At 66.7% G+C, this 12,717-nt stretch carries 14 protein-coding genes; 8 read left to right on the top strand and 6 right to left on the bottom strand.

The window, feature by feature from the left end; translation table 11 throughout:
- The first annotated feature begins 157 nt into the window (after positions 1 to 157).
- From infC to GK109_RS02595, 4 genes are all read left to right on the top strand, one after another.
- Entirely contained in the window at positions 158 to 1,180 is a 1,023-nt protein-coding gene (infC, locus tag GK109_RS02610) for a translation initiation factor IF-3 (RefSeq protein ID WP_370460352.1), read from the top strand.
- 118 nt (positions 1,181 to 1,298) lie between these two features.
- Entirely contained in the window at positions 1,299 to 1,493 is a 195-nt protein-coding gene (gene rpmI, locus GK109_RS02605) for a 50S ribosomal protein L35 (RefSeq protein ID WP_009358635.1), read from the top strand.
- A 118-nt stretch (positions 1,494 to 1,611) separates the two neighbouring features.
- On the top strand, positions 1,612 to 1,998 hold the full coding sequence (rplT, locus tag GK109_RS02600) for a 50S ribosomal protein L20 (RefSeq protein ID WP_066274920.1): 387 nt from the start codon (positions 1,612 to 1,614) through the stop codon (positions 1,996 to 1,998).
- Positions 1,999 to 2,060: 62 nt separating this feature from the next.
- A complete protein-coding gene (locus GK109_RS02595) occupies positions 2,061 to 2,972 on the top strand; it encodes an RNA methyltransferase (protein ID WP_157238569.1) in 912 nt (303 codons plus the stop codon).
- A 183-nt stretch (positions 2,973 to 3,155) separates the two neighbouring features.
- Here the strand turns inward: GK109_RS02595 and GK109_RS02590 are convergent, their stop codons facing one another.
- On the bottom strand, positions 3,156 to 3,431 hold the full coding sequence (locus GK109_RS02590) for a GlsB/YeaQ/YmgE family stress response membrane protein (RefSeq protein WP_066274925.1): 276 nt from the start codon (positions 3,429 to 3,431) through the stop codon (positions 3,156 to 3,158).
- Between the two features lie 196 nt (positions 3,432 to 3,627).
- Between GK109_RS02590 and GK109_RS02585 the strand changes: the two genes are divergently transcribed.
- Positions 3,628 to 4,587: a cation diffusion facilitator family transporter gene (locus GK109_RS02585; RefSeq protein ID WP_157238568.1), complete on the top strand. Its 960-nt coding sequence runs from the start codon at positions 3,628 to 3,630 to the stop codon at positions 4,585 to 4,587.
- 58 nt (positions 4,588 to 4,645) lie between these two features.
- Here GK109_RS02585 and GK109_RS02580 read toward each other — a convergent pair whose 3' ends face one another.
- Positions 4,646 to 5,854: an MFS transporter gene (locus tag GK109_RS02580; protein WP_157238567.1), complete on the bottom strand. Its 1,209-nt coding sequence runs from the start codon at positions 5,852 to 5,854 to the stop codon at positions 4,646 to 4,648.
- A 160-nt stretch (positions 5,855 to 6,014) separates the two neighbouring features.
- On the opposite strand from GK109_RS02580, the gene GK109_RS02575 reads away from it, so the two are divergent.
- Entirely contained in the window at positions 6,015 to 6,464 is a 450-nt protein-coding gene (locus tag GK109_RS02575; RefSeq protein ID WP_323057588.1) for a (deoxy)nucleoside triphosphate pyrophosphohydrolase, read from the top strand.
- Here GK109_RS02575 and GK109_RS02570 read toward each other — a convergent pair.
- The 4 genes from GK109_RS02570 to GK109_RS02560 all read right to left on the bottom strand — a co-directional run bounded on the left by GK109_RS02570 (position 6,461) and on the right by GK109_RS02560 (position 8,893).
- The gene (locus tag GK109_RS02570; RefSeq protein WP_157238566.1) at positions 6,461 to 7,594 is read right to left on the bottom strand and encodes an Rv2578c family radical SAM protein; all 1,134 of its coding nucleotides are present in this window, start codon (positions 7,592 to 7,594) and stop codon (positions 6,461 to 6,463) included. The genes GK109_RS02575 and GK109_RS02570 overlap by 4 nt on opposite strands.
- A gap of 70 nt (positions 7,595 to 7,664) precedes the next feature.
- Positions 7,665 to 7,949, bottom strand: a complete 285-nt coding sequence (locus tag GK109_RS22310; protein WP_370460765.1) for an SIMPL domain-containing protein — start codon at positions 7,947 to 7,949, stop codon at positions 7,665 to 7,667.
- Positions 7,946 to 8,410 (bottom strand): SIMPL domain-containing protein, encoded by a 465-nt coding sequence (locus GK109_RS22305; RefSeq protein WP_370460351.1) that lies wholly within the window; start codon positions 8,408 to 8,410, stop codon positions 7,946 to 7,948. The genes GK109_RS22310 and GK109_RS22305 overlap by 4 nt, the downstream gene beginning before the upstream one ends.
- A gap of 3 nt (positions 8,411 to 8,413) precedes the next feature.
- Entirely contained in the window at positions 8,414 to 8,893 is a 480-nt protein-coding gene (locus GK109_RS02560; protein WP_157238565.1) for a hypothetical protein, read from the bottom strand.
- A 197-nt stretch (positions 8,894 to 9,090) separates the two neighbouring features.
- Between GK109_RS02560 and pheS the strand changes: the two genes are divergently transcribed.
- Positions 9,091 to 10,152 (top strand): phenylalanine--tRNA ligase subunit alpha, encoded by a 1,062-nt coding sequence (gene pheS / locus GK109_RS02555; protein ID WP_157238564.1) that lies wholly within the window; start codon positions 9,091 to 9,093, stop codon positions 10,150 to 10,152.
- Positions 10,153 to 10,154: 2 nt separating this feature from the next.
- Positions 10,155 to 12,698: a phenylalanine--tRNA ligase subunit beta gene (gene pheT / locus GK109_RS02550; RefSeq protein WP_370460349.1), complete on the top strand. Its 2,544-nt coding sequence runs from the start codon at positions 10,155 to 10,157 to the stop codon at positions 12,696 to 12,698.
- The last annotated feature ends 19 nt before the right edge of the window (positions 12,699 to 12,717 follow it).

The following is a 12,717-nucleotide window of genomic DNA, read 5'->3' as shown; positions in this document are numbered from 1 at the left end:
TGCGTGCAGTCCCTGGAAGGGAGCTGTATCCGATCTTTCAGAGGCCTTCGATTGCTCCGGCAATTGGGGGCCTTCTCTATTTGCCGGATTCCACAACAAAAACAGGAGCTTTAACATTAGCGAGCCAAGAATCAATGAGCGTATCCGCGTCCCCGAGGTGCGGCTGGTCGGCCCTGCAGGTGAACAGGTAGGAATCGTCCGTATTGAGGATGCCCTGCGTCTGGCTGCCGAGTCCGACCTTGATCTCGTTGAAGTTGCACCTCAGGCGAAGCCTCCGGTGTGCAAGCTGATGGACTTCGGCAAGTACAAGTACGAGGCCGCGGTTAAGGCACGCGAAGCCCGGAAGAACCAGACGAACACCGTTCTGAAGGAAATCCGCTTCCGCCTGAAGATCGACACCCACGACTACGAGACCAAGCGCGGGCACGCACTGCGCTTCCTCGGCGCCGGGGACAAGGTCAAGGCCATGATCCAGTTCCGTGGCCGTGAGCAGCAGCGTCCGGAAATGGGCATCCGCCTCCTCCAGCGCTTCGCCGACGACGTCGCTGAAGTGGGCGTTGTGGAGTCCAGCCCCCGCATTGACGGCCGCAACATGGTCATGGTGGTTGGCCCGCTGAAGAACAAGGCGGAGGCCAAGGCCGAAGCCCGTCGCGCCACCCAGCGTGCCGAGGCGAAGGCGCAGAACGAAGCCAAGGCTTCCGGGCGTGTTGACACGTCCGGCGACGATCAGGCGCCTTTGACGCAGTCCCTGGCGGATCTGCTGCCCGAAGGATTCACCGTCTCGACCGAACCTGAGGCAGTAGCCGAGGCCCCTGCGCAGGAGCCGGCCGCCGTCGTCGAGCCTGCTGCAGCCGAAGCTCCCGCCAAGGCCGCGGAAGCTCCGAAGCAGGAGGCTCCGAAGCAGGAAGCACCCAAGCAGGAGGCTCCGAAGCAGGAGGCTCCGAAGGCAGTTGCTCCGAAGGCGGCGGCCCCCAAGGCTGCTGCTCCGAAGGCTGCTCCCGCCCCCAAGGCTGCGGCCGAGAAGCCCGCCGCGGCTGCTCCGGCGGCTCCGGCAGCAGCGCCGAAGCCCGCAGCGGTTCCTGCTCCGCCGAAGCCGGTGGCCAGGCCCGCCGCGCCGAAGCCTGCTGCCCGCCCTGCCCCCAAGGCAGCTCCGAAGCCGGCCGGCAAGAAGACCACTTAGTTCATAGCTGCCCGGGGTTCCGTCCCCGGACAGTCAGCAACCAGCATGCCGCCCGCAGGGGCGGCTGCGCGAGAGAGCCGCAGGCCCAGCCTGCGGATACGTAAGGAGATCGGTTCCCATGCCGAAGATGAAGACCCACAGTGGTGCCAAGAAGCGCTTCAAGCTGACCGGCAGCGGCAAGCTGCGCCGCCAGCAGGCCAACCGCCGCCACTACCTCGAGCACAAGTCCTCACGGCTGACCCGTCGCCTTGCCGGCGACAAGATCGTCTTCAAGGGCGATGCCAAGGTCATCCGGAAGATGCTCGGCATCTAGTTTCCAAGTTCTTTGACTGACCACCACCTGGTGGCCGGTCACCTACCAAAAAGCCTTCTCAGGCCGCCGGGAAACCGGCAGTAGATGCTTGGGATCAGATTTTCGAAGGAGTACGCACGTGGCACGTGTGAAGAGGGCGGTCAACGCCCACAAGAAGCGCCGGGTTATCCTTGAACGCGCAAAGGGCTACCGTGGACAGCGTTCACGCCTGTACCGCAAGGCCAAAGAGCAGCTGCTGCACTCGTTTGTGTACAGCTACGGCGACCGCAAGAAGAAGAAGGGCGACTTCCGCCGCCTGTGGATCCAGCGCATCAACGCTGCATCCCGCGCCAACGGACTCACCTACAACCGCCTGATCCAGGGCCTGAAGGCCGCTGAGGTTGAGGTTGACCGCCGCATGCTGGCCGAGCTGGCCGTTTCCGACGCCAACGCTTTCGCAGCGCTGGTCAAGGTTGCCAAGGATTCCCTGCCTGCCGACACCTCCGCCAAGAAGGTTGTTGCCTAGCAACCGGCTGTTCCGCCAGGGACGGTTCAGGAACCCGTGGCCCTAGCCACTAAAGTTCTTATATGAACGAAACCGGGCGCCCGCAAGATTTTCCGCTGTCCAATCCCCGAGCTGATCGGGTGAGGGACGTGGCAAAACTTGCCGGGCGCCCGGCCCGTTTAAAGCGCGGCCTGTTCCTGGCTGAAGGGCCCCAGGCGGTCCGCGAAGCCCTCAGGCTCCACCAGCAGCGCCTTGCCGCCGGCGCCCCGGGTGTGGTCACGGAGGTTTTTGCCAGCGAAAGCTGCCTGGACCGGTTCCCGGAATTTGAGGAACTGTCCCAAGGGGTCAACGCCCGCCTTGCCACTGACGAGGTCCTCGCGGCCATGGCGGACACCGTCAACCCGCAGGGGATCGTCGCCGTCTGCCGCTTCCTGGACGTGGCGCTGGAAGAAGTGCTCGACGCCGGGCCCCGCCTGATTGCCGTGCTGTGCCAGGTCCGTGACCCCGGGAACGCGGGAACCGTCCTGCGGGCTGCGGACTCCGCCGGCGCGGACGCCGTCATCCTCACATCCTCCAGCGTGGACATCTACAACCCCAAGGCGGTGCGCTCCACGGCCGGCTCGCTCTTCCACCTCCCGGTGGTGCTGGGTGCCGACATCGGCGGCCTGGTTGCGGCCTGCCGGGCACGGGGGATAGGCATTCTGGCGGCGGACGGCTACGGTTCCCTCAACCTGGACACCCTGCAGGATGAGAACGCCCGGCGACGGCTGACCGGTGAAGGTCCGGAGTCGGCCTATGCCCTGGAGCAGCCCACCGCGTGGCTTTTCGGGAACGAGGCCCAGGGTCTGTCCCAGGAGGAGCTTGCGCTGGCAGACCATCGGGTGGCCGTGCCGGTGTACGGCTCCGCGGAGAGCCTGAACCTGGGTACCGCGGCCACGGTCTGCCTGTACGCCAGCGCCCGGTCCCAGCACCTGCCCGCCCGGGTGACAGCCTAGGCTTTAGCTGCCCCGAAGGACTCTGCCTCGCAGGACTTTGCCCGGCAGGACCCGTCGGCGTTCTCCGCCCGGACCCGGCAGCAGTGCCTTGCCCGGCTGCTTGAAAAACCCGGTTGGTTGAAAAATATAAGGGCTCCGGATTTTCCGGAGCCCTTGCTGTTGATGTTCAAACAGGGAAGCAAATCAGGGTGCGCGGGTAGCCTTGCCGCGTCCGGTGATAGCCCCGTAGATGCCGGCAACAACAAGGCCGCCGACGATAGCGAGAATCCAGGTGCCCAGGTCGAAGAAGGCAAGATCGCCCTTGTTGAACAGGAGGCTGCCGATCCAGCCGCCCACAATGGCGCCCACTACACCCAAAACAAGGCTGGTGACCCAGCCCCCGCCAACCCGTCCGGGCATGACGGCCTTAACAATGGCCCCTACGATAAGGCCGAGGATAATCCAAGCAAGAAAACCCATGTCTCCTCCTTATAGTGGCCGGGATCTGATGGTCCCGATGAGGCTCAAGCTAACATAGGGCCCCGCCAATGTCAGCAGGCTTAGGGTCAGTCGCTGGCGCATGCAGGACATTGCGGCGGGTACGGTGACTATGGGCGGGCCGGGGCCGGATCCGCATTGTCCTAACTGAACCGTAAACGTAAAGAGGTGAAGCCCCTTGGCTGCACGTGGCGGTACCAAGGCGATTGTGGCGGCCCTGGCTGCCAACCTGACCATCGCCGCCCTGAAGTTCGTGGCGTATGCCCTCACGCTTTCCTCGTCAATGCTCGCCGAAGCCATCCACTCCGTGGCCGACTCAGGCAACCAGGTCCTTCTGCTGGTAGGAGGCAAGAAAGCGAAACGGGCTGCCAGCCCCGAGCACCCCTTCGGCTACGGCCGGGAGCGCTACATCTATGCCTTCATTGTCTCCATCGTCCTGTTCAGCGTCGGCGGCCTCTTCGCCCTCTATGAGGCATGGGACAAGTTCCAGCACCCGCATGCCATCGAAGGGGACTTCTGGTGGGTTCCGTTGGCCGTGCTGCTGGGTGCGATCATTGCCGAGTCCTTCTCGTTCCGGACCGCCATCATCGAGTCGAACCACGTCCGCGGGCAGCAGTCCTGGGCCAGGTTCGTGCGGAGCGCCAAGCAGCCTGAGCTGCCGGTGATCCTGCTCGAGGACCTTGGCGCGCTCGTGGGCCTGGTCTTCGCCCTAATCGGCGTCAGCCTGACGCTCATCACGGGTGATGGACTCTGGGATGCCGCCGGCACGGCGATGATCGGCCTGCTGCTGGTGGCCATCGCCGTCGTGCTCGCACTGGAAACCAAGTCCCTGCTCCTGGGCGAGTCCGCAACAAAGGACGACGTCGGGAAGATCGCCGCGGCGATCGAAGCTGACGGCGGGCGCATCATCCACCTCAAGACCCTGCACCTTGGCCCGGAGGAGCTCCTCGTGGCCGCCAAGATCGCCATCAGCCATTCCACCACGGGGGTCGAGATCGCACGCGAGATCGACGCTGCTGAAGCGAGGATCCGCGCGGCCGTGCCCATCGCCCGGGTCATCTACCTGGAGCCCGACCTTCACCGGGCCGATGCCACAGAGGCGGGCCAGCAGCCTGCCGCCGCAGCCCCGCAGCCGTAACGGTGCTTCCGTAACTACTGCCTGGCCGGAAGCCGCCGGCCGCCCCGGTCCCAAAGGATCAGGCGGTCAGCGGCTTCTTGCGTTCCAGGAGTCCGCTGGCGATGGCGACGCCGAGTCCCAACAGGGCGAGGACGGCGCCTACCAGCGCAGGGGCAACGTAACCCCAGCCGAGCGCGATCACTACCCCGCCCAGGAAGGCCCCCAGCGCATTGGCCACGTTGAGCGCGGCATGGTTCAGTGACGAAGCGAGGGACGGCGCGTCCGGCGACGCATCCAGGAGCCGGGTCTGCAGCGCCGGGACCAGCATGGACCCGGAAGCGCCCACCACGAACACCATGACGAAGGCAGACCACGGCCAGTGGACGGCCACGGCGTAGACCACCAAGGCAACAGCTATGGCGGGCAGCACCTTGTACAGGGTTCCCATCACGGACTTGTCAGCGAACCTGCCGCCCACGATGTTGCCGGCCACCATTCCCAGGCCATAGAGCGCCACCACCATCGGAATCAGTGACGACGGCATGCCTGCCACGAGTGTCATGGTGTGGGCGATGTAGGTGTAGGTGGCGAAGAAGCCGCCAAAGCCTACGATGCCGATCAGGATGGCCAGCCAGACCTGCAGGCGCTTGAGGGCTCCCAGTTCACGCCGGATGCTTGCGTCCGGGTGGGCGTGGTGGAACGGGACGAATTTCCAGACCAGGGCAAGCGTTAGCAGTCCTATCAATCCCACCAGGATAAACAGCAGCCGCCAGCCGTACGTTTGGCCCATCCAGGTGGCAAAGGGCACCCCCACCACGTTGGAGATGCTGAGCCCCGCCATCACCATGGAGATCGCCCACCCGCGCCGCGTTGGCGGAACCAGCGAGGCTGCAATGACCGCCGCAACTCCGAAGAACGCGCCGTGCGGCAGGCCTGCGGCGAAGCGCGAGGCCAGCATGGTCCCGTAGTCGGGCGCGAGGAAGGAAAGGAAGTTGGCCACCGCGAAAAAAAGGATGAGCCCGAGGGCCAGGTGCTTGCGCGGGAGCTTGGCCCCGACGGCGGCGAGCAGCGGGGCCCCGACCACAACGCCCAAGGCATAGGCGGAGATGAGGTGGCCGGCTTCCGGTGTTGATATCCCGAGGCCCTGCTCCACTTCCTTCAGCAGGCCCATCATGGTGAATTCCGTAACCCCGATGCCCACCCCTCCCATGGCGAGGGCAAAGATGGCCATGGCGATGTTGGGGGATCGGGTGGGGGCTGCCGTGGATGTTTCGAGGACGCTGCTCATGGGCCTGCTTTTCGGGGTAGAAACTGGTGATGGGACCGATGCCACGGCAGTGGGGCTGGTGAAGTCCGGACCCTGCCAACAACCCCGGGAAGGGGGATTGGTATTCCCGCTGCAGGAATGGTGTGTCCGGCCCCACCATTGTCCCCCATAGAATGAGCCAGTGACTGGACTGATACAGGTGGTAGGCGGAGCCGTCGTTGACAGCCTGGCGGAACCTTCGCTGCTGCTGGTGGCGCGGCGCAGCGCGCCGGAGGAGCTGGCCGGCCTCTGGGAGTTCCCCGGCGGCAAGGTGGAATCCGGAGAGCAACCGGAAGCCGCGCTGGCCCGCGAGCTGTACGAGGAACTCGGCATTGGCGTCCGGCTCGGCCCCGAGCTTCCGGCCGGGGCACCGCAGGGGTGGCCGCTGAACAGCCGTGCCAGCATGCGGGTGTGGCTCGCGGAGGTGACCCGCGGGGAAGCGCGGCCGCTTGAAGACCACGATGACCTGCGGTGGGTGGCACTGTCTGATCCGGAAGCGGTCCTGGGCCTGCCCTGGATACCTGCCGATTTCCCGATCGTCAGGGCGCTTCTTTCCGCCCTGGGTGTCCAGGCTGAGGCTGCGCGCTCCTAGAAGAGCGTTGCCTGTTCTGCCGGTCCTCCCTGTGCCGGCAGCCCGGGTACGCCGGGCATGGAGCTACCCGCATCATGCCCTGCCGCTGCCGGAATGGCGCCTGCCGGGTAGGCAGCCTCCTCGCCGCGGGGGTCATCCTCCAAGTCCCTGTGGCTGAAGCCGGATGAATTGGTGAAGCCATGGCGTGCCTTGAAGTAGCGGACCTTGCCGGCCAGCCAGGAGCGGTACTCCTTGGAGGCATACGAGCCGGAGCCGTAGAGCCCGCGGTAGCGGCCGGCCAGTCCGGGATGGTTGGCGGCGATCCACTTCATGAACCACTCCCTGGTGCCCGGTTTGAGGTAGAGGGCTCCGGCGGTCACTCCGGTGGCCCCGGCGGCAGCCAATGAAGCGAAAAGCGCATCCAAGGCGTCATCGCTGTCCGAAAGCCAGGGGAGGATGGGCATGGCCATCACCCCGCAGGGGAGTCCGGCCTCGCGAAGGCGGGAGACGAGCTTGAGCCGTGCCCGGGGCCCCGGCGTTCCCGGCTCGACGGCCTCGGAGAGCGCTTCATCGGTCATGGCGAGGGAGATGCCCAGGCCCACGGGCACCTGGGCTGCGGCGCTCTTGAGCAATGGAATGTCCCGTGCCAGCAGCGTCCCCTTGGTGAGGATCGAGAGGGGAGTTCCCGAGTCAGCAAGGGCGGTGATGATGCCGGGCATCAAGCGGTAACGGCCCTCGGCACGCTGGTAGGGGTCCGTGTTGGTGCCGAGGGCCACCTGGTGGCGGCCCCAGGAAGGTTTGGCCAGTTCTTTGCGAAGGACCTCCGCGGCGTTGACCTTGACCACCACCTGGCTGTCGAAGTCCAGGCCGGGGTCGAAATCCAGGTACGTATGGCTTTTCCGGGCGAAGCAATAGACGCAGGCGTGGCTGCAGCCCCGGTAGGGGTTGATGGTCCACTCGAACGGCATCCTTGAACCGGGCGGCACCTTGTTGAGCACCGATTTGGCGGTGACCTCGTGGAAGGTGATGCCGGCGAACTCGGGAGTGGTGACAGAGCGGACCAGGCCGGCCAGCGGCAGCAGGGCGGGTGAGGCGGTGCCCGGAGCAGTTTCTCCCGGCCGGGGCATCAGTGCTTGGGCGTCCCATCTCATGCCCCTATTCGAATGTATGTTCGAACTAAAGTCAAGCATCGGCCCGCCCGGCCGGCGTGCCGAAGCCCGCCTACGTGAGGTCCTGGAGCTCCCACACCACCGTGATTGCAGCGGCCACGGTGGAGTCCCCCGGCTCCACGGCGACCTGTTCCACGGAAGCGGCGCGCTGCATCCGGGCCAGCGGCACCGGACCCTGGACCGGGACGTTGTCCACTACGGAAAGCACCCGCCCCAACCGGGCCGAGGCAAGCTGGGCGTACTGGCGTGCGGTACTCGCTGCATCCAGCCAGGCAGCTTCACGCGCCCGTGCCCGGACTGCGGCGTCGTCGCTGAAGGTGAGTTCGAGGCCGTTCAGCCGCGGACGTCGTTGCCGCCCGCCCCAACGGCTTCGGAGATTGCGGCGGAGGCGGAACCAGGCGCCCGCAACCTTATGGTGAGGGTGCAGGCTGCAACGTACCCCGTGACCCGCTGGCCCCCGCCTTCCCGCCATGTCATATCCGCCCGCACGTTCAGGGCCGCAGTGCGGATGTCGGCACCCTCAACGCCGTGCCGGCGGAAGGCGGAGGCAACGGCATCGGAGCCGGCGCCGGCCCGGGAGTAGGCGGCCTCCACGGATTCGGCGCGGCACTCCACCCCGATGGAGACCACCATCAGGTCGGGGGCAGCATCCGCCGAGCCGGTCCCGGTGACGGTGACAGTGCCGCGCGGCTCAGTGCCGCGGGAGCCATTTCCAGGGGAATCCGCCGCCCCGGGTTGATACCCGGGAACCCCCACTCCGCCCCTTGCCCCGCCGCCGCTGCCGGAATCCGCTGCCATGGGTCACGCCTCCACTTCTGACGGTCCCCGGCGCCGGGGGCGGCGGGGGCGTACCGGGTAGCCGCCGGCGGCAAGTCCGGCGTGCCGTTCAAAAATGTTGGCGGTCCCTGGGTTCCCGGTGCGCAGCATGGACCACCCGGCGCTGAGGAGGTACAGCGGCAGGAAGGGGAAGCCCAGGCACCAGGCGTACTGGCTGCAGTGTTTTTCTTCGTGGCCCAGCAGGGCCGGCTGTGCCGCCAGCTTGTCGGCCGGGCAGCGGCAGAGCACCACGTTGCCCAGGGTGAACGCTCCCGCGAACGGCAGCCGCCAACTGTACCCGCCCGCAAGGACCAGGCCGCGCGGCCCCCTGCGGACGTCGGTGCGGGCGGCGACAGCGACAGCGACGCCGAGGACAGTGCTGCCGTTGACCAGGTTGGCGACCTGCCTCAGCCGCTGCGCGGCCGTGAGGCCCTCCGGGGCTTCCTGGCTTCGAGGCGCAGTCATGAGGCCATGCTAGCCGGACGGTTCAATTAGACTGGAGGATAGTGGCCGCCGGTTCCGCCGGTGTGCCCTGACCTGGTCATTGAACGCCCTGCACTTGGGGCATTCATCCATGACCTGCCAGTGATGGACGCGCCGCCGGGAAACCGCGCTGGCTGTCCCGTTCACCGGCAGCCACGACTCGTAGCTAAGAACAGTAGATGACTGAAACTTTGCCGGGCGCCGCCATCCCGAACCCCACGGATGAAGCCGCCATCACTGCCGCCGTAGACCAGGCCGTTGCCGCCATCACCGGCGCGGCCACCCTTGACGAGCTGAAGGCGGTGAGGCTCGCCCACACCGGCGAGAAGTCTCCCCTCAGCCTTGCGAACCGCGAAATCGGCAAGCTGCCCAAGGACCAGAAGGCCGTGGCCGGAAAGCTGATGGGTGCCTCCCGCGGGCGGGTCAACAAGGCGCTCGCGGACCGCACGGCCGAGCTGGAAGCCGAAAACGACGCCCGTATCCTGCTGGAAGAGACGGTTGACGTCACGGCCGCCCCCCGCCGTCGTCGTGCCGGTGCCCGGCACCCCCTGTCCACCCTCCAGGACCGCGTGGCGGACATCTTCGTGGGCATGGGCTGGGAAATCGCCGAGGGTCCGGAAGTGGAATCGGAGTGGTTCAACTTCGACGCCCTGAACTTCAAGCCGGACCACCCGGCCCGCGAAATGCAGGACACCTTCTTCGTGGAGCCGCCCGAGGCCCACCTGCTGATGCGCACGCACACGTCCCCGGTGCAGGTCCGCTCCATGCTGGAACGCGAGCTGCCCATCTACGTGCTGTGCCCGGGCAAGGTGTTCCGCACGGACGAGCTGGACGCCACGCACACGCCGGTGTTCCACCAGTTCGAAGGCCTCGCCATCGACAAGAAGCTCAGCATGGCGGACCTGCGCGGCACCCTGGAGCACTTCGCCCGGCAGATGTTCGGCGACGAAGCCCAGATCCGGCTGCGGCCCAACTACTTCCCCTTCACGGAGCCCTCTGCCGAGCTGGACATCTTCCACCCAGGCGCCAAGGGCGGCCCGGCGTGGATCGAGTGGGGCGGCTGCGGCATGGTCAACCCCAACGTCCTGCGCGCCGCCGGCATCGACCCGGACGTCTATTCAGGTTTTGCCTTCGGCATGGGCATCGAGCGCACCCTCATGTTCCGCAACGAGGTGGGGGACATGCGCGACATGATCGAAGGCGATGTACGTTTCAGCGAGCACTTCGGGATGGAGATCTAACAGTGCGTATCCCAATTTCCTGGCTGCGTGAATTCGCGGAGGTACCGGCCGGAGCGACGGCCGAAGACGTGATGGCCGAACTGGTCAAGGTGGGCTTTGAGGAAGAGGACGTCCACCGTCCCACGGACACCCTCAAGGGCCCGATCGTGGTGGGCCAGGTCCTGAGCCTGGTCAAGGAACCGCAAACCAACGGCAAGACCATCAACTGGTGCCAGGTCCGCGTTGTCCCCGAGGGGCAGGAGCAGACGCTCACCGGCAAGGGCATCGACCCCTCCGGCGTGCAGGGCATCATCTGCGGCGCCCATAACTTCGTAGAGGGCGACAAAGTGGTGGTCACGTTGCCGGGCGCCGTGCTGCCGGGCGATTTCCACATCTCCGCGCGCAAGACCTACGGCCACCTTTCCGCCGGCATGATCGCCTCCGTCCGCGAACTGGGCATCGGCGAGGACCACGACGGCATCCTGGTGCTGTCCCGCATCGGGCTGGACCCCGAGGTGGGCACCGACGCAATGGAACTGCTGGGCCTCTATGACGAAGCCGCGGAAATCAATGTCACCCCGGACCGCGGCTACGCCTTCTCCATCCGCGGGGTTGCCCGCGAATACGCGCACGCCACGGGGACCACCTTCACGGATCCCGCGTCCCGCGTCAACGCTCCTGCGGAGCTCTCCGGCGGGTATGGCGTCAAGCTCAACGACGACGCGCCCATCTACGGGAACGCCGGCTGCGACCGCTTCGTGGCACGGACCGTCCGCGGCGTCGACGCCACCAGGCCCACCCCGCCGTGGATGGTGTCCCGGCTCCGGCTGGCCGGCATCCGCTCCATCTCCCTGCCGGTGGACATCTCCAACTACGTGATGCTGGAACTCGGCCAGCCCACGCACTGCTACGACCTGGACAAGCTGTCCGGGGACATTGTGGTGCGCCGTGCCGCGGCCGGTGAGAAGATCACCACCCTCGATGGCAAGGTACGCACCCTCGATGCCGAGGACCTGCTGATCACCGATGACTCCGGCGCCATCGGCATCGCCGGCGTGATGGGCGGAGCCGACACCGAGGTATCCGATGACACCACGAACATCCTGGTGGAGGCGGCGCATTTCGATGAGGTGTCCATCTCCCGTTCCCGCCGTCGCCACAAACTGCCGTCCGAAGCGTCCAAGCGCTTCGAGCGCGGCGTTGACTGGCAGGTGGCCGGCATCGCCGCCCAGCGGGTGGTAGACCTCCTCGTGGAACTCGCAGGCGGCACGGCAGACGAGGCGGGAACCGACGTCGGCACCGCCCCTGACTCCGTGGCGATAGAACTTCCGGCAGCCTTCGCGGCCGCACGGATCGGCATCGACTTCACCGAGGAGCAGATTGTCACCTCCTTGGAGGACCTGGGCGCGGCCGTGGAGAAGAGCGACGGCGGCTGGACCGTGACGGCCCCCAGCTGGCGCCACGACCTGGAGACCAAGGAGGACCTCTCCGAGGAGATCGCCCGGCTGGTGGGTTACGACCAGATTCCCGCGACGCTGCCTGTGGCGCCTCCCGGCCGCGGCCTGACGCGCGTGCAGCAGCAGCGCCGCCGCCTTATCCAGGCGCTGGCTGATGCCGGCCTCACCGAAGTCCTGGCCTACCCCTTCGTGTCCAAGGCGTCCAATGACACCTTCGGCGTGCCTGAAGAGGGGGCCGTCCGGACCGCGGTCAAGCTGGCCAACCCGATCAGTGAGGAGCAGGGCTTCCTGCGCACTTCCATCCTGCCCGGGCTGATTGAGGTGGCAAAACGGAACCACTCCCGTGGATTCCGGGACCTGGCACTCTTCGAATCGGGCCTGGTGTTCCTGCCGGCAGAGGTAATGGGCACGGACTCCATCCCGCCGCTCGGCGCCAAGCCTGCCGATGAGGTGCTGGACGCGCTGTACGACGGCGTTCCCGACCAGCCGTTCCACCTCGCCGCAGTCCTCACGGGCCATGATTCGCCCGCGGCCGCAGGCCACACGCCGCGGCCGTGGGACTGGGCTGACGCCGTGGACATCGCCCGCCTCGCCGGGGACGTCCTGGGCGTGGACATTGTGGTCAGTCAGGGTGCGCACCAGGCGTTCCACCCGGGCCGTGCCGCCCGGTTGTCCCTGCGCACCGGCGAAGTAGTGGGCTATGCAGGAGAACTGCACCCCAAGCTGCTGGCGGCTTCCGACATGCCTGCACGCTCCGTTGCGCTGGAGCTCAACGCCGACGCGCTGTTCGAGGCCGCGCCTGATGTCATCGTGGCGCGGCACATCTCCACGTTCCCGGTGGCTACCCAGGACGTGGCGCTGGTGGTTCCCGCCGGGATCCCGGCTGATGACGTACTGGCCGCCCTCCGCGAGGGTGCCGGTGAACTGCTGGAGGACGTTGCGCTCTTCGACGTGTACGCCGGCAAGGGGATCGAGGAAGGCAAGAAGTCCCTGGCTTTCGGACTCCGCTTCCGTGCCGACGACCGCACCCTGACGGCGGACGAGGCATCGGCCGCACGCGAGAGCGCCGTGGCCCTGGCCGCTGAGCGTTTCGGCGCGGTCCAGCGCTAGGCGGGCTGTACCCAGGTCC

The organism is Pseudarthrobacter sp. GA104 (assembly GCF_009741265.1).
Classification (GTDB): Bacteria; Actinomycetota; Actinomycetes; order Actinomycetales; family Micrococcaceae; genus Arthrobacter.
This window is presented reverse-complemented; position numbering and strand designations above follow the sequence as displayed.